Source organism: Cupriavidus sp. IK-TO18 (genome assembly GCF_015549295.1).
In the GTDB taxonomy this organism is placed as follows: domain Bacteria; phylum Pseudomonadota; class Gammaproteobacteria; order Burkholderiales; family Burkholderiaceae; genus Cupriavidus; species Cupriavidus oxalaticus_A.
The window spans coordinates 96,122-121,814 of the sequence record NZ_JADGMP010000034.1; the positions used below are offsets into that span (position 1 = coordinate 96,122).

Genomic DNA, 25,693 nt, shown 5'->3' on the forward strand with positions numbered 1-25,693 from the left:
CGCCGGCACCGCGGCGGGCGCGCTCTCAAACCAGGAGACGACATGACCGGCGAGCACCTGCAGGTAGTCCATGGCGACATCACCCGGATGGAAGTCGATGCCATCGTCAACGCGGCCAACAGCGGGCTGCTGGGCGGCGGCGGCGTCGACGGCGCCATCCACGGGGCCGGCGGCCCCGCCATCATGGAGGCCTGCCGCGCGATCCGCGACGCGCAGGGCGGCTGCCCCACCGGCGAGGCGGTCATCACCACGGGCGGGCGCCTGCCCGCGCCGTACGTGATCCACGCGGTCGGCCCGGTCTGGCATGGCGGCGGCCAGGGCGAGGACGAACAGCTCGCCGACGCCTACCGCAACAGCATCCGCGTGGCCACGCAGCACCACCTGCGCACGCTCGCCTTCCCCAACATCAGCACCGGCATCTACGGCTTTCCGCGCGAGCGCGCGGCGGATATCGCCATCGCCGCGGTGCGCGAAGCGCTGGCGGCAGCGCCCGAGATCGAGCAGGTGACCTTCGTCTGCTTCGACGACGAGAACTACCGCCTGTACCGCGAGCGCCTGACCTGACGCTGGCCGCCGGGCCTGCGTCAGAACCTGTAGCGCAGGCCTTCCGGATGCCGCAGGGCGCAGCTAAACCGCAGGCAATGCGCTGCGGATCAGCAGGTTGACGTGCTCCGGCTGCTCGTGCACGACCCAGTGGGTGCCGTCCGGGATGCGCTCCAGGCGCAGGTCCGTGACAAAGTCCTCCAGGCCATTGAGCAGGGATTTCGGCAAGGCGCGGTCGCGTTCGCCCCAGATCACCAGCGTCGGCACGCGGATGACGAACCTGGCCGGATCGAGCTTTGACAGATCCGGCCCCGCGTCGCCGTCGGCCGGCGGCCGCATCGGCGACGCGCGGTAGAAATTGACGCCGCCGGTCAGCGGATGCACGCCCCCTTCACCCTCTCCACCCTCTTCGCCAGGCTGCGACCACGCGGCGTGGTAGCGCTCGCGTGTCTGCGGCGTGTACCACGCGGCCGGCTTGCCGTCGGCATCGGCAAGCATGCGGTCCAGCAGCGCAAAGTCGTTGGCGGCCAGTGCCTTCTCCGAACCCGACTTGCGCAGCCAGTTCATGTAGGCGGAGGCGGCCTGCTGCTCCGGATCGGTGGCCAGCGCGCGCGCGAACAGGTACGGGTGCGGCGAGTTGATGATGACGAGCTGGCGCACGAGCTGCGGGAACTGGATCGCCAGGTTCCAGCAGATCGCGCCGCCCCAGTCGTGCGCGACAACGATGGCCTGGTCATAGCCCAGCGCACCGATGAACTGCACCAGGTCTTCGACGATATGGCGCGGCCGATAGGACTCTACGTCGCCCGGCTTGCTCGACAGGTTGAAGCCGCGCAAGTCCGGCGCGACGGCGAAATGCGTGTGCCCGAACTCGGCCAGCTGGGCTTCCCACTCGTACCAGAACTCGGGGAATCCGTGCACGAACAGCATCAGTGGTTTGCCGCGCTCGCCTGCGCTGGCGTAGTGCAGCCGGGTGCCGTTGGGCAGGCTGGCGTACTGCAGGTGCCGGATGACGGCGGGGGCGGCCATGGTGGTCTCCATGTGCGTGGTTCCTCGTTGGTGGCGTTGGCGCGTCAGCCGCGCAGCGCGGCCACGAGGCCCGCACGGACTTCGGGCTTGTCGGCAAAGGGATCGCCGGGGTTGCGCGGCCCGACGATGTCCTCGAAGCGCTGGCGCACCGGCGCCAGTGCCTGCGGATGCGAATAAATATAGAAGCTATCGGCGCGGATGGCATCGAAGGTTTTCTGCGCCACCTCGGCCGCGGTCACCTTGCCCGAGCCGACGGCCTTGTCCGACAGCGCCTGCGACACCAGCTGCGAACGCGTGGGCGGCGCCTGGTTGGCCAGCTCCGCCGGCCGGTTGCGCTGCGACTGGTTGATGCCGGTCGGCACGAAATACGGGCACAGTACCGAGCAGCGCACCTGCTCGCTGACCAGACCGAGGTCCTGGTACAGCGTTTCCGACAGCGACACCACGGCGTGCTTGGACACGTTGTACACGCCCATCGCCGGCGGGTTGAGCAAGCCCGCCATCGACGCGGTGTTGACGATATGGCCCTGGTACGACGGGTCCTTCTCCGCGGCGGCCAGCATCAGCGGGGTGAAGATGCGCACGCCGTGGATCACGCCGTAGAGATTGACGCCCAGCACCCACTCCCAGTCCTGCAGCGAGTTTTCCCAGACCAGTCCGCCGGCGCCCACGCCGGCATTGTTGAACAGCAGGTTGACCTGCCCGAACGCCTCCATCGCCGCGTCGGCCAGCGCCTGCACCTGCTCGGCGCGCGACACGTCGGTGCGCAGCCCGATCACCGGGACGTTGCGCGCCTTGAATTCGGCCACGGTCGCGTCCAGCGCGTCTTCCTGCACGTCGGCCAGCACCAGCTTCATGCCGAGATCGGCGCCGATGCGGGCGAATTCCTTGCCAAACCCCGAAGCACCACCGGTGATGACGGCTACCTTGTTGGAAAAATCCTTCATGTCGTCTGTCCTGTCGCGTGAAATCAATAGGAGAAGGGCCGCGCGCAGCGGCGCAGCGCAGCACCGGTTCAGGCGGCGCGCTGTACCTGGTAGCCCTGCCGCGGGAAGTGCACGTTGAGCGCGCCCGCGCGCGGGTCCTGCCGGCGCAGCGTGACGCGGTGCGGGCCCAGTGCCAGCAGCACGCCGGCCACGGGGTCGCGCGCGTAGTCGGTGGGCGTGACCGTGACCGGGTCGCCCGGCTGCAGGCCTTCGCCCTCGCGCACGCCTTCGTCGAGCGCCACCGGATCTGCGCTACGCGCCATGCCGATGGCCTGCTCGCCATCGATCACGCGCGGACGCCCGTGGCCGAAGGTATTCATGCGCGCATACCAGGCCTGCAGCCTGGGATAGGCCTCCAGCATCTGGGCCAGAGCGCCGGCGCGGCGGATAAACCAGAGGTTGTGGTACAGCGAGAAGTCCGCCACGGACAGCAATGGCCCGGCCACATACTCAACGCCCGCGGCGAACTGCGTTTCGACCCTGCCAAAGGTCTCGTGCAACTGCGCGGTGGCCTCGGGCAGCGGCATGCGCAGCGCGTTGGTGTCGCCGCGCATGGCCTTGCGGTCGGCGACAAACGCCTGGATCTGCGCGGGCGACAGATGGCCCAGCATGCTGGCGACGCCGGCCGGCTGGAACACGCAGGTCGCGGCAGCGGTGAACAGCGCACTGTCGAACCACGCCGCCATCATGCGTGCCGCCGCGGCCTGCGTGGGCGGATACAGCGGCGTGGCCGGGGCCAGCTGGTCGATGACTTCGCAGATCAGTGCCGTGTCGCAATAAATGTCGGCGCCGACCTGCATCACCGGCGTGCGACGGTAGCCGCCGGTCAGCGCCAGCAGGTCGGGCTTGGGCAGGATGGCCGGGATTTCCACCGCCTGCCACGCCAGGCCCTTGGCGCCCAGCAGCAGCCGTACCTTTTCCGAGAACGGCGAGGTTGCGTACTGGTGAAGGATGATGTCTGCCATGCGTGCCACCTCACGGTTGTTGATCGACTGCAGGGATGGCCGCCATGCGGCGGCCGCATTGCAATGCCTTCCGCAGGCCGCTCAGTCCAGCAGGTCGGGCTGTTCCTTGACGATGCGCGCGTACAGCGGCTGGAACTGGAACCAGCCCGCCTGCGCCGTGCCGACGATCGAATACGCCTGCCGTGCGGCAGCGTCGGCAATCACCTTCAGCGGCGCCTGCGTGCGCGCCGCGGCCGCTTCGGCCAGCAGCTGCACCTGGCAGGAGCGTTCCATGGTGATGAACCACCACGCCGCTTCGTCCACGGTCTTGCCGACCGTCAGCAGGCCGTGGTTCTGCAGGATCGCCGCCTTGTTCTGGCCGAGCGCGTTGGCGATGCGCTGGCCTTCGTCCAGCTCGACCACCACGCCGCCAAAGTCGTCATAGACCGCGTGGTCGTTGTAGAACGCGCACACGTCCTGCGTCAGCGCATCGAGCGGGCGGCCGAGCGTCGACCAGGCGCGGCCATAGGTGCTGTGCGAGTGCGCGGCGGCGACCGCGTCGGGGCGGGTCTGGTGCACGCGCGAATGGATCGCAAAAGCCGCGGCATTGACCGGGTAATCGCCCTCCACCACGTCGCCATGGTGGTCGCAGCGGATCAGGTTGGACACCTTGACCTGGCTGAAATGCACGCCGAAGGGATTGACCCAGAAGGTGTCGGGAAACTCGGGATCGCGCGCGGTGATATGGCCGGCCACGCCCTCATCGAAGCCGAATTTCGAGAACAGCCGGAAGGCGGCGGCCAGGCGCTGCTTGCGGTGCAGGCGCTCCTCGCCCACGGTGGCGAACTGCGGCGGCCGCGGCAGGTTGCGGTAGCGGGCCTTGACCTCTTCAGGCAGGCCGGCGCCGATATCGTCGCTAGTGTCTTGCTGGACTTGCGGAACTTGCGGGGCATTCATGGGTGTCTCCTCCTCTTTCTTGCCTGCGCTGTCTTGCCTGCACTGTCTTGCCTGCGTTCGCTGCGCGGCACGCCCGTGGGGACGCGGCGTGCCGGTGCTGCATTCAGACCAGCTTGACCAGCTGCTTGCCGAAGTTCTTGCCCTTGAGCAGCCCCATGAAGGCTTCCGGCGCGCTGGCCAGGCCTTCGGCAATGCTCTCGCGGAACTTCAGCTTGCCCTGCGCGACCGCGGTGCCCAGCTCCTTCAGCGCCTGCGGCCAGACTTCCATGTGCTCGGATACGATAAAGCCCTCGATGGTCAGGCGCGAGACCAGGATCAGCTGCGGGTTCTTCAGCGGCAGCGGCTGACCGTCATAGCCGGCGATCATGCCGCACATGGCGATGCGGCCGAAGGCGTTCATGCGCGACAGCACTGCGTCGAAGATCTCGCCGCCGACGTTCTCGAAATAGCCGTCGATACCGTCTGGCGTGGCTTCCTTGAGCATGGTGTAGAGCTCTTTCGGGTCTTTTGCCGCCTTGTAGTCGATACAGGCGTCGAAGCCCAGCTCATTGACCACGTAGTCGCACTTGTCCTTGCCGCCGGCAAAGCCCACCGCGCGGCAGCCCGCCAGCTTGGCCAGCTGGCCCACCACGCTGCCGACCGCGCCCGACGCGGCGCTGACCGCGATGGTCTTGCCCGCCTTGGGCTGGATGATCTTGTTCAGGCCATACCACGCGGTCACGCCCGGCATGCCGACCGAACCAAGGTAGGCCGACAGCGGGATATGCGTGGTATCGACCGGCTGCAGGCCGGTGCCGTCGCTGACGCCCATTTCCTGCCAGCCGAACATGCCGACCACCTTGTCGCCCGGCTTGAACTTGCTGTTTTTGCTTTCCACCACTTCGCCGACGGTGCCACCGATCATCACTTCATTAAGCGGCTGCGGCGCGGCATACGACTTGCTGTCGTTCATGCGGCCGCGCATGTACGGGTCGAGCGACAGGTAGTGGTTGCGCACCAGCACCTGGCCGTCGGCGATCTGCGGCACGGGCACTTCTTCCAGCCGGAAATTGGCCGGCGTCACCGCGCCCTCGGGACGCGAGGCCAGGACGATGCGCTTGAATGTGTTGGACATGGTCGGGTTCCTTCCAATGGGAGATGGAAACTGCTGCTAAGCGGGGCTCCAGCCGCCCCGCGCTGTCCTGGCGCCGGCGCTCAGCCGTCGGCGCCGGTATCGGTTTCGCCCGGGCGCTGCGGCGGCATGCGCCGGATGTACTTGAACGTGCCCGAGCCGCGCGCCACGGTCTTGTCGTCGGCATCGACAATCTCCGCCTCGCAGAACACCATGGTGGTGGTGCGGTGCACGGTGGTGCCGCGCGCGGTCAGCTGGCCGCGGCCCGGCGCCATGAAGCTGCTCTTCATCTCGATGGTCACCACGCCACGACCATCGGCATCGCTGCTGCGGCCGGCCACCGCCATGGCCACGTCGAGCAGCGTCATGATCACGCCGCCGTGGGCCATGTCCCAGCTGTTCTGGTGGCGTTTTTCAACCGGCAGCGAGATCTCGCTGCGCCCGCTCTCTGCAACGCTACAGGTCACGCCGAGGTCGGCAAGGAAGGGGATATGGCTCAGGGAGCCGGTGTACTGGTTCATGGCAATGCGAGTCGAAGTGGGGGCTGGAGAGGCGCCGGCGGCAGCTTGCCCGCCGGCGCCGATCCCGCATTATTGCCGCAAACGCCGGCAGTCGTTCAGACCGCGCTCAAACCGCGCTGACGCCGCCGTCGACCGCCAGGATCTGCCCGGTGATGTGCTTGCCGGCATCGCTGGCGAACAGCAGCGCCGCGCCCTTGAGGTCTTCATCGTCGCCCAGGCGGTGCAGCGGCACGCCGGCACACATCGCTTCGACGCCCATGCGCTCCAGCGAGCCCTTGGTCATCTTGGACGGGAAGAAGCCCGGCGCCAGCGCGTTGACAGTGATGTTGTGCTCGCCCCACTCGCCCGCGAGCGTGCGGGTGAAGTTGACCACCGCTCCCTTGGACGTGTTGTAGGCGATGGTCTCCATCGATCCCGGCGGATTGCCGGCCAGGCCCGCGATCGACGCCACGTTGATGATGCGGCCGTAGCGGCGCGGAATCATCGACAGCTTGCCGATGCGCTGGCTCAGCAGGAACAGGCCGCGGATATTCAGGTTCATCACCTTGTCCCAGGCCTCCACCGGATGGTCTTCCGCCGGGGCGCCCCAGGTGGCGCCGGCGTTGTTGACCAGGATGTCGACGTGGCCAAGCCTGGCGATGGCTTCGTCGGCCAGGCGGGCAATCTCGGACTCCTGCGAGCCATCGGCGGCGATCCAGTCGGCCTCGATGCCGAGGCCCTTCAGGTGTTCCTGCGCCGCGCGCAGCTCGTCGGCCTTGCGTGCCGACAGCACGATACGCGCGCCCTGCTCGCCCAGTGCCTCGGCGATCTGCAGGCCAAGGCCGCGCGAGCCGCCGGTGATCAGCGCGGTCTTGCCCTTCAGGTCAAACAGTTGCTGGATGGTGCGCATGTGTCTCTTCCTCGGTTGTCTTTGAATGATGTAGTCAGCGGTCAGAACCAGGCGTCCTGCATGTCCAGCGTGGTTCGGTCGAGCGATGCCAGCAAATCGAGCTGAGGGCCGACCCTGGGCAGCTCGAAGCGGAAGAAGTACGCCGCCGCGGCCAGCTTGCCGCGATAGAAGTCCTGGTCTTCCTTGCCGCCCGCCTGCGCCAGCGCGGCCTGTGCCAGCAGTGCCTGCTCCAGCCAGATCCACGCGACCACCACGTGGCCGAAGGCTTCGAGGTAGACCGAGGCGTTGGCCAGCGTCACATTGGAGTCGCCGGCGCTCCACAGCGTCTGCGTCACTTCGGCCAGGCGCCGGGTTGCGGCGCCGAGCGCGCGCGCCTGCCGCGCCAGCTCGGCATCGTCCGCGGCGAGCGCGCGGCCGATGGTGGCCTGCACGCGCTCGCCCAGCAGCTTGAACGCGGCGCCATCCTTCATCACCACCTTGCGGCCCAGCAGGTCCAGGCCCTGGATGCCATGCGTGCCCTCGTGGATCGGGTTCAGGCGGTTGTCGCGGTAGAACTGCTCGACGTTGTATTCGCGGGTGTAGCCATAGCCGCCATGCACCTGGATCGCAAGGTTGTTGGCCTCCAGGCACCATTGCGATGGCCAGCTCTTGGCGATCGGGGTCAGGATGTCGAGCAGCAGCGCCAGGCGCGCATGCGCTTCCTGGTCGCCCGCGGCGGCCGCGGCTTCTTCCTCGTCCACCAGCCGCGCGCAATACAGGTTCAGCGCCAGGCCGCCCTCGACATAGCTCTTCTGCGCCAGCAGCATGCGGCGGATATCGGCGTGCTCGACCAGCTTCACCTGCGGGCTGGCGGCATCCTTGCCGCCGGGGCCGACGGGGCGGCCTTGCGGACGGTTGCGCGCATAGTCCAGCGCGTGCAGGTAGCCGGTATAGCCCAGCATCACCGCGCCCAGGCCCACGCCGATGCGCGCCTCATTCATCATGTGGAACATGCAGGCCAGGCCCTTGTGCGGCTCGCCCACCAGATAGCCGATGGCACCGGCCTTGCCGCCCGGCTTGTACTTCATGCCTTCGCCGAAATTCAGCAGGCAGTTGGTGGTGCCGCGATAGCCCATCTTGTGGTTCAGGCCGGCCAGCACCACGTCGTTGTGCTCGCCCAGCGAGCCGTCTTGGTTGACCAGGTACTTGGGCACGATGAACAGCGAGATGCCCTTCACGCCCGGGATCAGCTTGCCGTCCCGGCCGGGGATCTTGGCCAGCACCAGGTGGACGATGTTGTCCGACAGCTCGTGCTCGCCCGCGGAAATCCACATCTTGTTGCCGCGCAGGCGGTATTGCGCGCCCAGCGGCGATTCGCCCTCATACTCGGCGCGCGTCGTGATATCCGACAGCGACGAGCCGGCCTGCGGCTCCGACAGGCACATGGTGCCGAAGAAGCGCCCTTCCATCTCCGGCTTGACGAAGGTCTCGACCTGCGCCGGCGTGCCGTGCGTCAGCAGCAGGTTGGCGTTGCCGATGGTCAGGAACGGGTAGGAGCTGGTACCGACGTTGGCGCCCTTGAAGTAGGCGAAGCCGGCCTTTTCCACTACCACCGGCAGCTGCATGCCGCCCAGTTCGTAGTCCTGCCCGGCGGCCATCAGGCCGGCCTCGCAGAAGGCCTTCAGCGCGGTGCCGACCTCGGGAATGATGGTGACGGTCTCGCCGTCGAATTCGGGTTCCTGCTGGTCGTTCTTCTTGTTGTGCGGCGCGAACAGGTCGGTGGCGATCTTCTCGCAGGTGTCCAGCGCGGCGTCGAAGGTCTCGCGCGAGTGGTCGGCGTAGCGCGGGATGCGGGTCAGCTCGTCGACCTTGAGCCATTCATACAGAATGAAGTTCAGGTCGCGACGGGAAAGGATCATCGACATGGTGTCTCCATGCGGCGCACTGCTTGGTGCGCCGTGAATTCTTGTTGCCTTCTTGTGCGAACCGCCCCCGCATTGAATCGCACCGCATGTGTGCTCCCTCTCCCGCTTGCGGGAGAGGGTTGGGGTGAGGGCCGGCGGGACGACGAAGTAGAGGCCGGTGGTATGCCACCGCCTGCCCTCACCCCCTGCCCCTCTCCCGCAAGCGGGAGAGGGGAGCAAACCGGCAGCGTGCCGGTTTTGTCGGCAGTTACAGGACTTCGAACAGACCAGCAGCACCCTGCCCGCCGCCGATGCACATGGTGACCACCACATACTTCACCCCACGGCGCTTGCCTTCGATCAGCGCATGGCCGACCAGGCGCGCACCCGACACGCCGTACGGATGGCCCACCGCGATGGCGCCGCCGTTGACGTTGAGGCGATCCATCGGAATGCCGAGCTTGTCGGCGCAGTACAGCACCTGCACCGCGAAGGCTTCGTTCAGCTCCCACAGGCCGATGTCCTCGACCTTCAGGCCAGCCTTCTTCAGCAGCTTGGGCACCGCAAACACGGGGCCGATGCCCATCTCGTCCGGCTCGCAACCGGCCACGGCAAAGCCGCGGAACACGCCCAGCGGCTGCAGGCCCTTGGCCTCGGCCACGCGCGCGTTCATCACCACGGCCGCCGAGGCACCGTCCGAGAACTGCGAGGCATTGCCGGCGGTGATCACGCCACCCGGCACCGCGCTGCGGATCTTGGCCACGCCTTCCAGCGTGGTGTCGGCGCGGATGCCTTCGTCGCGGTCGATGGTCACTTCCTTCGTCACCAGCTGTCCGGTGGACTTGTCGGCGACGCCGGCGAGCACCGTCATCGGCACGATCTCGTCCTTGAACTTGCCGGCTTCCTGCGCGGCGGCGGCGCGTTGCTGGCTGCGCACGCCATATTCGTCCTGGCGCTCCTTCGAGATGCTGTAGCGCTTGGCCACGTTCTCGGCGGTCTGCAGCATGTTCCAGTAGATTTCCGGCTTGTTCTTCACCAGCCAGCTTTCCTGGATCATGTGGCGGTTCATTTCCTGCTGCACGCAGGAGATGCTTTCCACGCCGCCGGCGACGAAGATGTCGCCTTCATTGGCGATCACGCGCTGCGCGGCCATGGCGATGGTCTGCAGGCCCGACGAGCAGAAGCGGTTGACGGTGGCGCCGGGGACGGTGACCGGGCAGCCGGCGCGCAGTGCGATCTGGCGCGCGATGTTGGCGCCGGTGGCACCTTCCGGGTTGGCGCAGCCCATCAGCACGTCTTCCACTTCGGCGGCGTCGATCTTGGCGCGGGCGATCGCATGCTGGACCGCATGGCCGCCCAGGGTGGCGCCGTGGGTCATATTGAAGCCGCCCTTCCAGCTCTTGGCCAGGCCGGTCCGTGCGGTAGATACGATGACTGCTTCGTTCATGTGTTGCTCCTCGGAATCTTGTGTCGTTCAGTTCGGTGGTTTGGTTCAGCCCTGGCCCTTGAGCACATCCGCGGACATCACGCGCGCGACGCCGGCGGCGCCGAGGTCCTGCCATGCTTTCGCCAGCGACCCTTGCAGGTCGATGGCCCGGCACGCATCCTCGATCACCGCGGCCTCGAAGCCGGCGGCGCGCGCATCGAGCGCGCTCCATGCCACGCAGTAGTCCGTCGCCAGCCCGGCGCAGAACACGCGCTTCACGCCATGCTCGCGCAGGTAGCCGGCCAGCCCGGTACGCGTGGTGCGGTCCGCCTCAAGGAAAGCGGAGTAGCTGTCCACGTCGGCATGGTGGCCCTTGCGGATCACCAGCCGCGCGTGCGGCACGTGCAGGCCCGCATGCAGCGCGGCGCCGGGCGTGTCCTGCACGCAGTGCACCGGCCACAGCACCTGCTCGCCATACGGCAGCGTGAGCATCTGGAACGGCTGCGTGCCGGCATGGTTGGCCGCAAACGAGACGTGCGCGGCCGGATGCCAGTCCTGCGTCACCACCACATGCCCGAACGCGCGCGCCAGCCGATTGATGACGGGCACCACCTCATCGCCGTTGGGCACGGCAAGCGCGCCGCCCGGCATGAAGTCGTTCTGCACGTCAATCACCAGCAGGCAATCGTCCGGTCCGATGGTGGTGTTCATGGCCGCTCCTTGCTGAACCCTCTTGGCAAATTAACCGTTGAAGCCCTTGCCTTCGTCCGCCAGCTTCTGCAGCAGCGGCGCGACCTGCCAGGCTTCGCCGTGGTATCCCTTGGCGTAGCGCTTCATTGCCAGCGCCACGTTGTACAGGCCGACCTGGTCCGCATACAGCATCGGGCCGCCGCGGAACAGCGGGAAGCCGTAGCCGGTCAGGTACACCATGTCGATATCCGAGGCCTTGGAAGCAATGCCCTCTTCCAGGATCTTGGCGCCTTCGTTGACCAGCGCGAACACCAGGCGCTCGACGATCTCTTCGTCCGAGATCTTGCGGCGCGTCAGCCCCAAGTCCTTGGAGTGCTGCACGATCATGTCGTTGACCTGCTGGTTCGGGTACGGCTTGCGGTCGCCCGCCTTGTAGTCGTACCAGCCCGCGCCGGTCTTCTGGCCGTAACGGCCCATCTCGCACAGCAGGTCGGCGGTCTTCGAGTACTGGATCTCGGGCTTGTCGACGGCGCGGCGCTTGCGGATGGCCCAGCCGATGTCGTTGCCGGCCAGGTCGCCCATGCGGAACGGGCCCATGGCGAAACCGAACTTCTCGATGGCCTTGTCGACCTGCTCGGGCAGCGCGCCCTCGTCCAACAGGTAGCCGGCCTGGCGGCTGTACTGCTCGATCATGCGGTTGCCGATAAAGCCGTCGCACACGCCCGACACCACCGCGGTCTTCTTGATCTTCTTGCCGATCTGCATGACCGTGGCCAGCACGTCCTTGCCGGTCTTCTCGCCGCGCACCACTTCCAGCAGCTTCATCACGTTGGCCGGGCTGAAGAAGTGCATGCCGACCACGTCCTGCGGACGCTTGGTGAACGAGGCGATCTTGTTCACGTCCAGCGTGGAGGTGTTCGAAGCCAGGATCGCGCCCTGCTTCATCACTTCGTCCAGCTTCTTGAAGACGATTTCCTTGACGCCCATTTCCTCGAACACGGCCTCGATGACCATGTCGGCGTCCTTGATGTCGTCATAGGACAGCGTGGTGCTCAGCAGGCCCATGCGCTGCTCTACCTTCTCCTGCGTGAGCTTGCCCTTCTTGGCGCTGTTTTCGTAGTTCTTGCGGATGATGCCGACGCCGCGGTCCAGCGCTTCCTGCTTGGTTTCCAGGATCGTGACCGGGATGCCGGCGTTGAGGAAGTTCATGCTGATGCCGCCGCCCATGGTGCCGGCGCCGATCACGGCAACCTTCTCGATCTTGCGCACGGGGGTACCTTCGGGCACGTCGGGGATCTTGCTGGCGGCACGCTCGCCAAAGAAGGCGTGGCGCAGCGCGCGCGATTCCGGCGTGGTCACCAGGAACAGGAAGCCCTCGCGCTCTTCCTTCAGGCCTTGCTCGAACGGCTTGAGCGAGCCGGCCACCGCTTCCAGGCACTTCAGCGGAGCCGGGAAATTCTTGGCCATCGCGGCCACGGTGTTGCGGGCGAAGCCGAGGTAGCCTTCGGGGTTCTCGTGGCGCACCTTCAGGTCGCGCACCTTCGGATGCGGGCCGCTGGCGGCGCCGACGTTCTGCGCGAACTTGACCGCCGCGGGCAGCACGTCACCCTCGACGATTTCATCGAACAGCTTGGTGCCGGCGAACTTCTCGGACAGCACCGGGGTGCCCGACACGATCATGTTGGCGGCGGCCTCCAGGCCGATCACGCGCGGCAGGCGCTGGGTGCCGCCGGCGCCGGGCAGCAGGCCCAGCTTCACTTCCGGCAGCGCGATCTGCGCGCCCTTGGACGCCACGCGGTAGTTACAGCCCAGCGCCAGTTCCAGCCCGCCACCCATGGCGACCGAGTGCACGGCCGCGACCACGGGCTTGGACGACGCTTCCAGTACGCGGATCACGGAGTGCAGCGTCGGCTCCTGCATGGCCTTGGGGGTATTGAATTCACGGATGTCGGCGCCGCCCGAGAATGCCTTGCCGGCGCCGGTAATGACGATGGCCTTGACGGCGGCATCGTCCAGCGCACGGGTCATGCCTTCGACGATGCCAAGACGGGTGCTGTGACCCAGGCCGTTGACAGGGGGATTGTCGAGCGTGATGACGGCTACACCGTCCTGAACCTGATACTGCGCTGTCATGCTGGTTCCTTTTACAAAAGTTTGTCTCGGGATTCGAATTCTCGAATTATTGTTTTGCTGCTGGGTGCAGGGGTGATTGGCACAGGGTTAACCCGCCGCGGTTACCGCTTGCCACAAGCCTTCCGGGGCTTGGGCGAAACAAGCATACACAAAATAGCACGGTCGTTCAATTTCAATTTCACGGGTTTTTGTGGGGCATGCGTGGGGCGAATTTCGGCCTGTAGCGTGGTGCATGGAGGCGGGAGCTTGGGCGTGCGGGAGACCGTTTGCTGATGGCGCATCAGGCACATTGGTGAATGTAGCGAGCGCTGGCTCTAGATTAGTATGGGATTTGGAAATGGGGATTTGGGGTTGGGCGCTGGGGTGGCTGCTGGCGGCGGCGGGTGGCGGCTGGCGGCGGCGGGGGCTGCTGGTGACATGCTGTTGGCCGTTGAACCGCCTGGTTCCGCCCTCCTGGGCGGGTCACTTATATGAACGCGCCCCGTTTGCAAGGTAAGACGACCATTCTGGCTTGAGCAGGACTGGTTGCAGACTTATATCCGGCCTTGCGGTGCAGGCGAGCCTGCGGGCCTTCATGGATATGCGCCGGGAGCGTCCCTATCTTTTTGTCGTGCTTTGAGGCACCTGTTACCCGTTGGGCTTGCGCTCCCGCGGTCCGACCTGTCTTGCCATGAGGTTCATCTAACCGTCGCAACCTGTGGGACGGGTCCTGCCTTCTTTCCTCCTTGCCAGCCCGGCCTGCCATCAGGCAGGCCTGACCGAGACGTAGTCTCGGTCATAAGCCCGGTCATGCGCCAGCAGGGCCCAGAGCGTGCGGGCCATCTTGTTGGCCATGGCGACGGCCACGACGTTGCCAGGGCGGCGCTGCGCGAGCGTCAGAGGCCAGCCGGGCTGGTTCTTTCGACGCAGATGGCTCAGCACGGCCCGGGCACCGTGAATGAGCAAAGTGCGCAAGTAGGGGTCACCGCGTTTGCTGATGCTCCCGAGCCAGACCTTGCCGCCGGTGCCGGTCTGTTTAGGCACCAGTCCCAGATAGGCGGCCAGTTGCCGGCCGGACTTGAAGGTGCGGACATCGCCAATGGTGGCGACCATGGCCGTGGCGGTGAGCATGCCGATGCCAGGGATGGCGAGAATGGTCTGGCAAGCCTGGTTCTGCCGCCCCCAGGCGTCGATCCGCTGGTCGAGGCGGGCGATTTCGGCATCGAGCCGCTCGATGCTCTGCAATTGCTCACGCACGAACTCGAACAGCAGGGGCGGCACGCTCTGCTCGATGTCGAGCATGTGCTGCACGATCTCGTGCAGGCCGGTGCGCAGTCCACGGGGGAAGTGGACGCCGAATTCGAACAGCGTGCCGCGCAGCTGGTTGACCAGCATGGTGCGCATCTTCACGCGCAGCCGGCGCATGGCGTGCAGACTGAGCACGCACTGCTGCGACTCGGTCTTGGGCGCCACGATCGGCATGCCGGGCTGCTGCGCCGCGGTCCAGATGGCCTTGGCGTCGGCGGCATCAGTCTTGTTGGTTTGCACAAACGGACGCACGTAGTTGGCGTGCAGCAACATTGGCTTGTGGCCGAGGCTGCAAAGTTGGCGGGCCCACCAGTGAGCGCTGCCGCACGCTTCGAGCGCCACCCGTGCAGGCTGCCGCTTGGCGAGGAACTCGATCAGTTGCTGCCGGCTGAAGCGGCGATTGACACACTTGCCGTCGGACTCAACCCAATAGAGCTGGAAAACAGTCTTTGCAATGTCCAGGCCGTAAGTCGTAGTATTCATTTCGGGTCCCTCCATCCTGTGTGGACTGTGAGAACTTCCACTCTGGCACATTGATGCCGTTTCGCGTTGGGGGACCCCCTTCCTCAAACACCTCTCCGCCATGCTCACTGAACTACGCCCCTCATTGACGGCAGGTAGGGGGACGGGGCGCGTTCATTCCATCTTTTTGGCCGAGCGCCAAAAAGTAACCAAAAAACGCGTCGCCTGAGCGGCTGGCTATCAAGTTGGCGGCGTGGGTGGTTCGGGCGGTGGTGATTTCCGCTTGGGCTTGGTGGCCGTTCGACCCTGCTAACGCCAGGTGATTCAGGGCCTGTGCCTGACGTTAACCGGTTATTGAACGATCTCCATGCCGGGCGTAGGCCGCCTGCTAGAAGCCTCATCGGTGGGACGCCTTCGGCTGCGCTACGCGCGGGCCCAAGGTGGCAGAGCGGCCGAAAGCGCTCTGGTCATTGCCGTCGCCGCCCAGCGAGCGAAGCAATGCGGGTTCGGGCCAGGACACCTCACCCGCGAAACTGAGCCGCGCGCAGCGCAGCCGTAGGCGATGACGCGATACCGCAGGCAGCAGGCGGCCTACACCCGTCCTGGGGATGGTTCAAAAGTCGGGAATCGTCAGGCACCCACACTCACTCACCTGGCGTAGCAGGCTGGCCCCGCGACCACCTCTCACTGAGACCAATAACGCCCATACATCAAGAAGCGCCAAATTGGCCCAGCCAGCCGCTAGGCGACGCGCTTTTTGGTTACTTTTTGTCGCTCGGACAAAAAGTGACCCGCCCAGGAGGGCGGAACCAGGCGGTTCAAAAGCCGACAGCATGTCACCAACAGCGACAGCGCGGCGCCTCAAAACCCGACAGCATGTCACCAACCGCGACATAGTAGGCACAGAGCACTGGCACCAGCGAAAACAGCCCGCCTCCCATAAATCACAGGAAACGGGCCGCATTGAATTATCAAAAAATTAGAACTTGAAGTTAGCCGTCAACATCCCAAACCGCCCAGCACCCAGCGCACCGTAGTGGTTATGCGCCTTGGTGTAATAGGTCTTGTCAAACAAGTTCTGCACATTCAACTGCAACGACAGATTCTTGTTGACGCGATAAGCCGCCATCAGGTCAAACCGCCAGTACGACGGCACATACAGCGAGTTGGCCGGATTGGCATACACCTTGTCGACATAGTACGCACCACCGCCAACCGTCAGCGCCGGCAGCACCTGATAGGTCGTCCACAGGCTGAAGCTGTTCTTGGGCGTATTGGGGAACTGGTTCCCGTTGTTGGCCGCGTTCGCAGCCTGCGGGCCGTTATCGATCAGTTCGCTGTTCAGGTACGTATAGCCGCCGAACAGGCCCCACTTGTCCGTCAGGTTGCCGGCAAAGCCCAGCTCGAAGCCCTTCACACGCTGCTTGCCGGCATTGACGGTCGTGTTGGCATCAACCGCCACGCGCGCATTGTTCTTCTCGATCTGGAAGATCGCACCAGTCAGCGACAGCCGCTTGGCCAGCAGATCCCACTTGGTGCCGATTTCCACCGAGCGCGCCGTTTCCGGCTCCAGGTTGCGCTGCGCCGCCGTGATGTTGTCGGCGCCGTCACCGTTGGTCGAACCCGGCGGCGTCGACGAGGTGCCATATGACACATAGATGCTGCCGTACTCGACCGGCTTGTAGACCACGCCCGCCTGGTAGTTGAAGAAATTCGACTTGTTGCGGATGTCCACCTGCGCCACGGCCGCGCCCGTGTTCGGGTTGGTATAGGCGTTGGTGAAAGCGTGCGTGTCGTAGCTGTCGTAGCGAACGCCACCGTTGATCATCCACTGCTTGGTGATCTCGACCGTATCGAACAGGTAGACCGAGCGGGTATTGGTCGTAGTGGTCGTGGTGAAGGGCATCTTGGTGATGGTGCCGCGCCACGGGTCGTTCGGGTTCGGGTTGGCCAGCGACGTGCAGTCGAAGCTTGCCAGCAGCGACGCGTTGCAGATGCCCGGGACAGTCGGCAAACTCCGCGTAGGATTGCTCGCAGGATTGGCCGAAAGGACGTTGTACGGCGTGTTGTCGGTATCGTCGCGGCTGAACTCGAAGCCGAACAGCACGCTGTGCTTCAGGCTGCCGGTCTCGAACTTGGCGGTCAGGTCGGTCTGGTTGGTCAGCGTCTCGGTGGCGGAGTCGCGGTTCTTGGTGTTGCGCCAGACAAAGCCGCGCGGCACGTTGCCGCGGCTGTCGTCAGGGTTGGTGACGATGTAGTCGTTGGTGGCGCGGCCCCAGCGCGTGGTGTTGCTGAAGACCAGGCCGTTGCGGAAATCATGCTGGACCGTGGCCGTGGCGATATTGCTCTGTGTCTTCTGGAAATCGCGGTCGGTCAGGCCGTAGAAGTTGTTGCGGTCAACGTTTGCGGGCTGCGACGGGTTGGCCTTGGACGACTGGCTGGCCGGGCGCGAGTACGGAATGCTGTAGTCCGGCATGCCGTTGCCCTGCAGATGGTAGTACGACAGCGTGACCTTTGTATCGGACTTCATGCCGAACGTCACCGACGGCGCAAAGCCCCATGAGTTCTGGTCGACCTCGTCGCGGCCCGGCACGTTGGCGGTATAGCCCAGCGCGTTCAGGCGCACGGCGGTGTTGTCGTTGATCACGTAGTTGCCGTCGGCCGTGGCGCGGAAGTACGAGTCCGTGCCCACGCCGATCGAGCCCTGCGCGAAGTTCTCGGCCTGGGGCAGCTTCGACACGATATTGATCATGCCGCCGGCCGAGCCCTTGCCGCCGTAGGCCGAGCTGGGGCCCTTGATGACTTCGATGCTTTCGATGTTGAAGGTGTCGCGGGTCTGCGAAGCGGTATCGCGCACGCCGTCGACATAGATGCTCGACATCGAGTCGAAACCGCGGATGAAAGGACGGTCGCCGATCGGGTTGCCGCCTTCGCCGGCGCCGAAGGTAATGCCGGGCGTGGTGCGCAGCGCGTCCTGCAGCGAGTTCGAGCCCGACTGCCGGATCACCTCGGCCGGCACGACGGTCACGGACTTGGGCGTGTCGAGCAGCGGCGCGGTGAACTTGGGCGACTGCGCCTCTTCCACCTTGTAGCCATCGTCGCGCTTGCCGGTCACGGTGACCCGTTCCAGCGTCACCGGCGCAGCCTGGCCGGTGGCGGCGACGACAGGCTGGCTCCCCTGCGCCGATGCACCCTGCATGGCAAACGCTGCGACGGCGCCTGCCAGTGCAGCGGCGAGCGGGGTCAATTCAAACGACTTCTGGTTTCCTTTCACGGTCTTGCCTTCCCTGTGTTGTCTTGTAGTTCTTGACGCGAACAAGCGTGGTCAATGAAGACAAGCTCAAGGAAGCGCACCACCGTCGCCCGTGAATCAAGTCGTCCATCCCCGGCGGGCGATTATAGGGATGTAGGAATCGAAGTACAAATGCGAATCATTCCCATTTTTGTGTTAAGACAAATTTACAACAGTGTTGCAAAGTGGCTTGTCCTCAACTGGAAATTTGAGTAATCAACGACCTGAGAAGCACTAGTGAGACGCTCGGAGTTGAAGGAGCGCCTTTCCCGCGGCTGTCGTGAAACATGAAGTGACGCCGACGCTACGGGTGGCACCCGCAGCGCCGGCGGAGACGCTTAAACCTCCAGCCACTCCTTCCGGATCTGCGAGTTCGCCTTGAGTTCGCCGGGCGTGCCCTCGAACACGATATGCCCGTGCCCCATGACGTAGACCCGCTGCGAGATATCCAGCGCAATCGCCAGCTTCTGCTCGATCAGCAGCACCGAGACGCCCCGCTCCTTCAGCGTCTTCAGGTAGTCACCCACCAGCGCCACGATCATCGGCGCCAGCCCTTCGGTGGGCTCGTCGATCAGCACCAGGTCGGGATCGCCCATCAACGTCCGGCACAGCGTCAGCATCTGCTGTTCGCCGCCTGACAACACGCCCGCGGAGGTGTTCTCGCGTTCCCTGAGCCGGGGGAACATGTTGAACATGTCTTCCACCGACCAGCGCGGTTTGGGCTGCCGCGGGTTGCGCTTCTCGCCAAGCAGCAGGTTCTGCCGCACCGTCAGCGTCGGGAAGATGTCCCGGTTCTCCGGCACATAGCCGATGCCCAGGTGCGCGATCTCGAACGTGCGCCGCCCCAGGATCTCCTCGCCGCGGAACTTCACCGAGCCCTCGGCCTTGACCATGCCGAGGATGGCCTTGGCCATGGTCGAGCGCCCCACCCCGTTGCGCCCCAGCAGCGCCACGATCTCGCCTTCGTCGATATGCGCATCGACGCCATGCAGGATATGGCTCTTGCCGTAGTAGGCATGCAGGCCCGTGACTTCCAGCATCCGCTTGCCCATCAGTGCGCTCCTTCGGTGGTGTCTTCGTCCAGCGTGGTCCCCAGGTAGGCTTCCTTGACCTTGCGGTTGTTGCGGATCGCCTGCGGGGTATCGGTGGCGATCACTTCGCCGTAGACCAGCACCGAAATGCGGTCGGCCAGCCCGAACACCACGCTCATGTCGTGCTCCACCATCACCAGTGTCTTGCCGACGGTGACCTTGCGGATCAGTTCGACTGCATGGTCGGACTCGGAGCGGCTCATGCCCGCGGTAGGCTCATCCAGCAGGATCACCTCGGCACCACCGGCGATGGTGATGCCGATTTCCAGCGCGCGCTGCTCAGCGTAGGTCAGAAGGCCTGCCTGTGTATTGCGCCGGTGCTGCATGCCGATCAGTTCCAGCACCTCGTCGGCCCGCTCGCGCGCATCGCGCAAACCCGTCAGCCGGTGCCAGAACGAGTACTTGTAGCCAAGCGACCACAGCACCGCGCAGCGCAGGTTCTCGAACACCGACAGCCGATGGAAGATATTGGTGATCTGGAAGCTGCGCGACAGCCCCATGCGGTTGATCACGAACGGCTGCAGCCCGCCGATCTCATGCCCGTTCAGGCGCACCGTGCCGCTGGTGGGCGCAAAGCGGCCCGAGATCAGGTTGAAGGTGGTGGACTTGCCCGCCCCGTTGGGCCCGATCAGCGCGTGGCGCTCACCCTTCGGGATGCTCAGGTTCACGCCGCGGATAATCTCCGTCTGGCCGAACTTCTTGCGTACCTCGGTCAGTTCCAGTGCCGCCGTCATGCCGTGCCTCCCGCGATCTCCGCCTGCACCTTGTCCCATTCGGCGCGCGACGCGCGCACCGTCAGCCGCCATGCGGCCAGCCCCCCGGCCCACAGCACCGCCGCCACCGCCCATGGCGTCCACGTCGCCGCATCGAAGCCGACGCCGAACAGCTTCATGGCCGTGCCATTGGCGCTGTCGACCTGCACCTTGTAGACGAGTTCGACCGTCACGATCATCGCCACCAGCAGCACCACGCCGGCCGCGCCCGCCTTTGCATAAGAGGGCAGCATGCGGCGCAACCTGCCCTTCGCCGCCAGCGGCAGCTGCATCAGCAGCAGGCTGGCCAGGCCGCCCGGCACGAACATCACCATCAGCACGAAGAACAGGCCCAGGTACAGCAGCCACGCCTTGGTCAGGTCCGACAGCGCCACCGCGAACAGCACGAACACCACCGCCCCGATGATCGGCCCGAAGAACACGCCCGCGCCGCCGATGAACACCGCCAGCAGCACGCCGCCTGATCGCACCGCGCTGACGTTCTCGGCCGAGACGATCTCGAAGTTGATCGCCGCGAGCGCCCCGGAGATCCCGGCGAAGAACGCCGACAGCACCAGCACCAGGTAGCGCACGCGCTGGGTGTTGTAGCCGATGAACTCGACCCGCTCGGGGTTGTCGCGCACGGCGTTGGCGATACGGCCCAGCGGCGTCTGCGTCCACGCGTACATGGCCACCATCGACACCAGGCACCACACCGCGATCAGGTAGTAGACCTGGCGCCCGGGCCCGAAGGTGAGCCCCAAAAACGGGTCGCCGACCACGCGGTTGGTGGAGATGCCGCCCTCGCCGCCGAAGAACTCGGGGAACATCAGCGAGCTGGCGAACACCATCTCGCCGATGCCCATGGTGATCATGGCAAAGGTGGTGCCGGCCTTCTTGGTGGTGACATAGCCGAAGATCACGCCGAAGAACGCGCCGGCCAGCCCGCCCACCAGCGGCAGCATCGACACCGGCAGCCAGACCGTGCCGGCGCCGACCATGTTCAGCACGTGCACGGCAATGAAGGCGCCCAGCCCGGAATACACCGCATGGCCGAACGACAGCATGCCGGTCTGCCCGAGCAGCATGTTGTACGAGAGCGCAAAAATGATCATGATGCCCATCTGCGACATCAGCGTGATGGCGAAGCCCCCGGTAAACACCAGCGGCAGCACCAGCATGATGACGATGGTCAGGCTCCAGATTACCCAGCGCGCCAGGTTCAGCGGGCGGTAGCGCAGGGTGCGGCCGGTCGACACCGGCTCGCGCGGTTGTTGCATCGCTTGCTCCATGGCCTCAGCTCTCCCGGGTTCCCATCAGTCCACGCGGGCGGAAGATCAGCATCACCACCAGCAACAGGTACGGCAGCACCGGCGCCACCTGGGCCACCGTGAGCTTCCACAAGGCGTAGAACGGCGTGGCTTCGCTGACTGCCATGCCAAGGCTGCGCAACAGCCCCGCAAGCGAAGCGTCGATCGTGACCGCAAAGGTCTGCAGCACGCCAATCAATATTGACGCAATGAAGGCCCCCACCAGCGACCCCATGCCGCCGACCACCGCCACCACGAATACGATCGACCCGACCGCCGCCGCCATCGACGGCTCGGTGACGAAGGCATTGCCGCCGATCACGCCAGCCAGCCCCGCCAGCGCGGCGCCGCCGCCGAACACCATCATGAACACGCGCGGCACGTTGTGGCCCAGCGCCTCGACCATCTCCGGATGGGTCAGCGCGGCCTGGATCACCAGGCCGATGCGGGTGCGCGTCAGCACCAGGTAGATCGCCACCAGCATGCCCAGCGACACCAGCATCATGAAGGCGCGGTATTTGGGGAACGTCGAGGTGAACACCTGGAACAGCGGGCCTTCCAGTTCGGCCGGGATGCGGTAAGGCACCGCGGCCAGTCCCCACACCAGCTTGACGCCCTCTTCGATCAGGTAGGCCAGGCCGAAGGTGAACAGCAGCTCGGCCACGTGGCCGTACTTGTGCACCGTGCGCAGGCCGAAGCGCTCCACCAGCGCGCCCGCGCCAGCGACCAGCAGCGGCGCGAAGATCAGCGCCGGCCAGAAGCCGACCTTGCTGGCGATGGTGTAGGCGAAATACGCGCCCAGCATATAGAAGCTTGCGTGCGCGAAATTGAGCACGCCCATCATGCTGAAGATCAGGGTCAGGCCTGATGACAGCATGAACAGCAGCAGCCCGTAGCTGATGCCGTTGAGCAGGGAGATGACAAAGAATTCCACAGCGTGTCCTTCAAGCTGGTGCCGCCGCAGTGGGGTGCGTTGGCATCCGTCCGGTTGGATTTGGGGTGAGCGTCTCCCTCCGCAGGGCGCATGGCGCCCCGGACGCTACCGCTATCGATCCAGAAAGACCGAGAGTATGCAGGATCGGGCCGCCACGCTGTCACGCTGCATCACCTGCGCGTGTCATCGTGGCCGGCCCGACATGGACAGGATCAGCCCGGCCGCTTCATCTGGCAGGACGTCGGCTGCGCGGACACGTACTGGTCCATCTGCGCGTTGGTCTTCCAGCCGTACCCGGTGTTCTCCTGGTCGTACTTGATTTCCTTGCCGTCGATCTTGGTCCAGGTGGCCACCACCAGCGGCTGCTGGGCCTGGTGGTCGGTATTGCGCATCTCGACCAGGCCGTTCATGCTCTCGACCTTGATGCCTTCCAGCGCCTTGGCCACCTTGACCGGGTCGGTCGAGTTGGTGTCCTTGAACGCCTTGGACAGCATGGCGATGCCGGTGTAGGACGCCATCACGTAGAAGTCATCGTTGTACTTCTTCTTGAAGCCCTCGATGACGTCGGAGCCCTTGAACCCCTTGTTGTTGGGGTTGTAGTAGCCCACGTACTTGACGTGCTCGGCACCGGCCGCGCCCATGGCGGTCGGCACGCCGGTGGTGCCGGCGTAGTAAGTGTAGTAGTTGGTGGTCAGGCCGGCGTCCTTGCCCGCCTTGATCAGCAGTGCCAGGTCGCTGCCCCAGTTGCCGGTGATCACGGTATCGGCGCCCGAGGCCTTGATCTTGGCCGCATACGGCGCAAAGTCCTTCACCTGCGCCAGCGGGTGCAGGTCTTCACCCACGATCTGGATATCCGGGCGCTTGCGCTTCAGGTAGTCCTTGGCCGCCTTGGCCACCTGGTGCCCGAACGAGTAGTTCTGGTTGATCAGGTAAACCTTCTTGACGCCGGGATCCTTGGCCAGGAAGGTGGTCAGCGCCTCCATCTTCATGTCCGAGTTGGCGTCGAGCCGGAAATGCCAGTAGTTGCACTTGGCATTGGTCATGTCCGGGTCCACCGCGGCGTAGTTCAGGTAGATGATTTCCTTGCCCGGGTTGCGCTCGTTGTGCTTGGCCACCGCATCCTGCAGCGCCAGCCCGACCGACGAGCCGTTGCCCTGCACGATATAGCGGATGTTCTGGTCGATCGCCTGCTTCAGGATGGTCAGGCTCTCCTGCGGCGAGAGCTTGTTGTCAAAGCCCACCACCTCGAACTTGTGCGCGCCGGCCCAGCCCTTCTGGTTGGCCACGTCGGCCACGAACTGCCAGCTCTTGAGCTGGTTCTGTCCAACGGGGGCCATTAGCCCCGAAAGCGGATCGATGAAGGCGATCTTCACCGTATCCGCGAGTGCCGAACCCGAAACCAGCGCAGAACCCATTGCGGCGAACATGGCCACACCAGCCACCAGCGGACGCATCTTGGTCATACTGTCTCCTTCACTCTTGTCGTTGGCTTGTCGTTGATTGCAGTCGTTGATTGCAGTCGTTGATTGCGGCCGGCGGCGTGGCGCCCTCCTGTCCGCGCCATGCAGCCGGGCCCCGGGCGGCGCCATGCCGCAAGCAGGCGCGGCGCACCGGATGCTGCCCTGTGCCGGCTTCAGGCCGCCGGCAGCTTGTAGTCCTTGAACTGTTCGCGCAGCTTGAGCTTCTGCATCTTGCCGGTGGCGGTCAGCGGAATCTCGGTGACAAAGGCGACATCGTCCGGGATCCACCACTTGGCGACCTTGCCCTCGAAGAACTGCAGCAGTTCCTCGCGCGTGACTTCGGCGCCGGGCTTCTTCACCACCACCAGCAGCGGGCGCTCGTCCCACTTGGGGTGGTAGGCCGAGATGCAGGCCGCCATATGCACCGCGGGGTGCGCGGCGGCGACGTTCTCGATGTCGATCGACGAAATCCATTCGCCGCCGGACTTGATCACGTCTTTGCTGCGGTCCGTGATCTGCATGAAGCCGTCTTCATCGATGGTGGCGACGTCGCCGGTCGGGAACCAGCCGTCGACCAGCGGGTTGCTGCCGTTGCGGTAGTACTGGTCGATGATCCATGGCCCGCGCACCATCAGGTCGCCGAAGGCCTTGCCGTCCCACGGCAGTTCCTTGCCTTCGCCGTCGACGATCTTCATGTCGACGCCGAAGATCACGCGGCCCTGCTTCTCCTGGATCTTGTGGCGGTCGGCATCGGACAGTTCCTCATGCTTGGCCAGCAGCTTGCACGAGGTGCCCAGCGGCGACATCTCGGTCATGCCCCAGGCGTGGATGACGTCCACGTCCAGCGCCTCGAGCGCGCGGATCATCGCTGGCGGCGCAGCGGAGCCGCCGATCACGGTGCGGCGGAAGGTGGAGAACTTCAGGTTGTTCGACTGCACGTATTGCAGCAGGCCAAGCCAGACCGTCGGCACGCCGGCGGAGAAAGTCACCTTCTCCTGCTCGAACAACTCATAGAGCGAGGCACCGTCCAGCTTGGCGCCCGGGAACACCAGCTTGGCGCCGCCCAGCGGCACCGAGTACGGCAGGCCCCAGGCGTTGACGTGGAACATCGGCACCACGGGCAGGATCACGTCGCGCGCCGAGCAGCCGAGCGCGTCGGGCAGCGCCGAGGCGTACGAGTGCAGCACGGTGGAGCGGTGCGAATACAGCGCGCCCTTGGGATTGCCGGTGGTGCCTGAGGTGTAGCACAGGCTCGACGCGAGGTGCTCGTCGAACTGCGGCCATTCGTAGTTGCCATCCTGCGCGTCGACCAGTTCCTCGTAGCAGAGCAGCGGCACCTTGGACTCGGCCGGCATGTGGGCGCGATCGGTCATCGCAACCCAGCCTTTCACGTTTGGGCAATGCGGCGCGACGCCCTCTACCAGCGGCAGGAAGGTCAGGTCGAAGAAGACGTAGCTGTCTTCGGCATGGTTGACGATATAGGCAATCTGCTCGGGGAACAGGCGCGGGTTGATGGTATGGCAGACGGCGCCCATGCCCGACACGCCATAGTAAACCTCCAGGTGGCGATAACCGTTCCACGCCAGCGTGCCGACGCGCTCGCCCTGCTGCACGCCCAGCGCGCCGAGCGCCTGCGCCACCTTGCGGGCGCGCAGTTCGCAATCGCGGTAGGTATAGCGGTGCAGGTCGCCCTCGGTGCGGCGCGAAACGATTTCCGTCGACCCGTAGTAACGGGCGGCGTGCTTGATGATGGAGGAAATGAGCAGCGGCGCGCTCATCATTTGACCCATCAATGCCATGAAACTGCCTCCTGAAGTCTGGTGGATTCGTCAAAAAACGAACAACCGTACTATTTTTGGGCGGTTGTCCGCGTGCCTCGAAACAGCGTCACTGCGATTCTGTTGTGCACTGCCGTACTGCTGTGGTTAAGCCGTGTGGTGAAGCGTGGTAATCGGGGCCGCAATTCTGCGAAATCCATGCACCGGATTCATGT

20 protein-coding genes are annotated in these 25,693 nt (G+C 65.1%); 1 reads left to right on the plus strand and 19 read right to left on the minus strand.

The window, feature by feature from the left end; all coding sequences use genetic code 11:
• Nucleotides 1-42: 42 nt before the first annotated feature.
• Complete coding sequence (locus IPF36_RS26685) at nt 43-564, plus strand: O-acetyl-ADP-ribose deacetylase (RefSeq protein WP_133096892.1); 522 nt, start codon at nt 43-45, stop codon at nt 562-564.
• 63 nt (nt 565-627) lie between these two features.
• On the opposite strand, the gene IPF36_RS26690 is transcribed toward IPF36_RS26685, so the two are convergent.
• The 19 genes from IPF36_RS26690 to IPF36_RS26780 all read right to left on the minus strand — a co-directional run bounded on the left by IPF36_RS26690 (nt 628) and on the right by IPF36_RS26780 (nt 25,499).
• Nucleotides 628-1,584, minus strand: coding sequence for an alpha/beta fold hydrolase (locus IPF36_RS26690; protein WP_135705062.1), 957 nt, complete (start codon nt 1,582-1,584; stop codon nt 628-630).
• A 32-nt stretch (nt 1,585-1,616) separates the two neighbouring features.
• Nucleotides 1,617-2,519, minus strand: a complete 903-nt coding sequence (locus IPF36_RS26695) for an SDR family oxidoreductase (RefSeq protein WP_133096890.1) — start codon at nt 2,517-2,519, stop codon at nt 1,617-1,619.
• 68 nt (nt 2,520-2,587) lie between these two features.
• Nucleotides 2,588-3,523 (minus strand): glutathione S-transferase family protein, encoded by a 936-nt coding sequence (locus IPF36_RS26700; protein ID WP_195431403.1) that lies wholly within the window; start codon nt 3,521-3,523, stop codon nt 2,588-2,590.
• Nucleotides 3,524-3,604: 81 nt separating this feature from the next.
• Nucleotides 3,605-4,459 carry a class II aldolase/adducin family protein gene (locus IPF36_RS26705; protein WP_135705061.1) on the minus strand — a complete coding sequence of 285 codons (855 nt, stop codon included), beginning with the start codon at nt 4,457-4,459 and terminating at the stop codon, nt 3,605-3,607.
• 103 nt (nt 4,460-4,562) lie between these two features.
• Complete coding sequence (locus IPF36_RS26710; protein WP_116378597.1) at nt 4,563-5,573, minus strand: NADP-dependent oxidoreductase; 1,011 nt, start codon at nt 5,571-5,573, stop codon at nt 4,563-4,565.
• Between the two features lie 80 nt (nt 5,574-5,653).
• The gene (locus IPF36_RS26715) at nt 5,654-6,091 is read right to left on the minus strand and encodes a PaaI family thioesterase (RefSeq protein ID WP_195431405.1); all 438 of its coding nucleotides are present in this window, start codon (nt 6,089-6,091) and stop codon (nt 5,654-5,656) included.
• Nucleotides 6,092-6,197: 106 nt separating this feature from the next.
• Nucleotides 6,198-6,980 carry an SDR family oxidoreductase gene (locus tag IPF36_RS26720; protein WP_133096885.1) on the minus strand — a complete coding sequence of 261 codons (783 nt, stop codon included), beginning with the start codon at nt 6,978-6,980 and terminating at the stop codon, nt 6,198-6,200.
• 41 nt (nt 6,981-7,021) lie between these two features.
• Nucleotides 7,022-8,884, minus strand: coding sequence for an acyl-CoA dehydrogenase (locus tag IPF36_RS26725; protein ID WP_135705060.1), 1,863 nt, complete (start codon nt 8,882-8,884; stop codon nt 7,022-7,024).
• A gap of 247 nt (nt 8,885-9,131) precedes the next feature.
• Complete coding sequence (locus tag IPF36_RS26730) at nt 9,132-10,310, minus strand: acetyl-CoA C-acyltransferase (protein ID WP_135705059.1); 1,179 nt, start codon at nt 10,308-10,310, stop codon at nt 9,132-9,134.
• A gap of 45 nt (nt 10,311-10,355) precedes the next feature.
• Nucleotides 10,356-11,000 (minus strand): bifunctional nicotinamidase/pyrazinamidase, encoded by a 645-nt coding sequence (gene pncA, locus IPF36_RS26735; protein ID WP_133096881.1) that lies wholly within the window; start codon nt 10,998-11,000, stop codon nt 10,356-10,358.
• 30 nt (nt 11,001-11,030) lie between these two features.
• A complete protein-coding gene (locus IPF36_RS26740) occupies nt 11,031-13,112 on the minus strand; it encodes a 3-hydroxyacyl-CoA dehydrogenase NAD-binding domain-containing protein (protein ID WP_133096880.1) in 2,082 nt (693 codons plus the stop codon).
• A 744-nt stretch (nt 13,113-13,856) separates the two neighbouring features.
• Nucleotides 13,857-14,882, minus strand: coding sequence for an IS110 family transposase (locus tag IPF36_RS26745; RefSeq protein ID WP_195431447.1), 1,026 nt, complete (start codon nt 14,880-14,882; stop codon nt 13,857-13,859).
• A 958-nt stretch (nt 14,883-15,840) separates the two neighbouring features.
• On the minus strand, nt 15,841-18,060 hold the full coding sequence (locus IPF36_RS26750) for a TonB-dependent siderophore receptor (protein ID WP_218959723.1): 2,220 nt from the start codon (nt 18,058-18,060) through the stop codon (nt 15,841-15,843).
• Between the two features lie 431 nt (nt 18,061-18,491).
• Nucleotides 18,492-19,205, minus strand: coding sequence for an ABC transporter ATP-binding protein (locus tag IPF36_RS26755; protein ID WP_133098361.1), 714 nt, complete (start codon nt 19,203-19,205; stop codon nt 18,492-18,494).
• A complete protein-coding gene (locus IPF36_RS26760) occupies nt 19,205-19,978 on the minus strand; it encodes an ABC transporter ATP-binding protein (RefSeq protein WP_135705058.1) in 774 nt (257 codons plus the stop codon). The genes IPF36_RS26755 and IPF36_RS26760 overlap by 1 nt, the downstream gene beginning before the upstream one ends.
• On the minus strand, nt 19,975-21,288 hold the full coding sequence (locus IPF36_RS26765; protein ID WP_133098359.1) for a branched-chain amino acid ABC transporter permease: 1,314 nt from the start codon (nt 21,286-21,288) through the stop codon (nt 19,975-19,977). Before IPF36_RS26765 ends, IPF36_RS26760 begins: the two co-directional genes overlap by 4 nt.
• Nucleotides 21,289-21,292: 4 nt before the next feature.
• Nucleotides 21,293-22,240 carry a branched-chain amino acid ABC transporter permease gene (locus IPF36_RS26770; protein WP_029048186.1) on the minus strand — a complete coding sequence of 316 codons (948 nt, stop codon included), beginning with the start codon at nt 22,238-22,240 and terminating at the stop codon, nt 21,293-21,295.
• 212 nt (nt 22,241-22,452) lie between these two features.
• Entirely contained in the window at nt 22,453-23,703 is a 1,251-nt protein-coding gene (locus IPF36_RS26775; protein ID WP_133098358.1) for a branched-chain amino acid ABC transporter substrate-binding protein, read from the minus strand.
• Between the two features lie 170 nt (nt 23,704-23,873).
• A complete protein-coding gene (locus IPF36_RS26780; protein WP_195431407.1) occupies nt 23,874-25,499 on the minus strand; it encodes a 3-(methylthio)propionyl-CoA ligase in 1,626 nt (541 codons plus the stop codon).
• Nucleotides 25,500-25,693 lie beyond the last annotated feature (194 nt).

Coding starts and splice junctions, on each gene's coding strand:
- IPF36_RS26700 (WP_195431403.1), bottom strand. CDS start 3,523: ATGGCAGACATCATCCTTCACCAGTACGCAACCTCGCCGTTCTCGGAA.
- IPF36_RS26715 (WP_195431405.1), bottom strand. CDS start 6,091: ATGAACCAGTACACCGGCTCCCTGAGCCATATCCCCTTCCTTGCCGAC.
- IPF36_RS26745 (WP_195431447.1), bottom strand. CDS start 14,882: ATGAATACTACGACTTACGGCCTGGACATTGCAAAGACTGTTTTCCAG.
- IPF36_RS26760 (WP_135705058.1), bottom strand. CDS start 19,978: ATGACGGCGGCACTGGAACTGACCGAGGTACGCAAGAAGTTCGGCCAG.
- IPF36_RS26730 (WP_135705059.1), bottom strand. CDS start 10,310: ATGAACGAAGCAGTCATCGTATCTACCGCACGGACCGGCCTGGCCAAG.
- IPF36_RS26775 (WP_133098358.1), bottom strand. CDS start 23,703: ATGACCAAGATGCGTCCGCTGGTGGCTGGTGTGGCCATGTTCGCCGCA.
- IPF36_RS26755 (WP_133098361.1), bottom strand. CDS start 19,205: ATGGGCAAGCGGATGCTGGAAGTCACGGGCCTGCATGCCTACTACGGC.
- IPF36_RS26740 (WP_133096880.1), bottom strand. CDS start 13,112: ATGACAGCGCAGTATCAGGTTCAGGACGGTGTAGCCGTCATCACGCTC.
- IPF36_RS26780 (WP_195431407.1), bottom strand. CDS start 25,499: ATGGCATTGATGGGTCAAATGATGAGCGCGCCGCTGCTCATTTCCTCC.
- IPF36_RS26710 (WP_116378597.1), bottom strand. CDS start 5,573: ATGTCCAACACATTCAAGCGCATCGTCCTGGCCTCGCGTCCCGAGGGC.
- IPF36_RS26685 (WP_133096892.1), top strand. CDS start 43: ATGACCGGCGAGCACCTGCAGGTAGTCCATGGCGACATCACCCGGATG.
- IPF36_RS26690 (WP_135705062.1), bottom strand. CDS start 1,584: ATGGAGACCACCATGGCCGCCCCCGCCGTCATCCGGCACCTGCAGTAC.
- IPF36_RS26725 (WP_135705060.1), bottom strand. CDS start 8,884: ATGTCGATGATCCTTTCCCGTCGCGACCTGAACTTCATTCTGTATGAA.
- IPF36_RS26705 (WP_135705061.1), bottom strand. CDS start 4,459: ATGAATGCCCCGCAAGTTCCGCAAGTCCAGCAAGACACTAGCGACGAT.
- IPF36_RS26720 (WP_133096885.1), bottom strand. CDS start 6,980: ATGCGCACCATCCAGCAACTGTTTGACCTGAAGGGCAAGACCGCGCTG.
- IPF36_RS26765 (WP_133098359.1), bottom strand. CDS start 21,288: ATGGAGCAAGCGATGCAACAACCGCGCGAGCCGGTGTCGACCGGCCGC.
- pncA (WP_133096881.1), bottom strand. CDS start 11,000: ATGAACACCACCATCGGACCGGACGATTGCCTGCTGGTGATTGACGTG.
- IPF36_RS26695 (WP_133096890.1), bottom strand. CDS start 2,519: ATGAAGGATTTTTCCAACAAGGTAGCCGTCATCACCGGTGGTGCTTCG.
- IPF36_RS26750 (WP_218959723.1), bottom strand. CDS start 18,060: ATGCAGGGTGCATCGGCGCAGGGGAGCCAGCCTGTCGTCGCCGCCACC.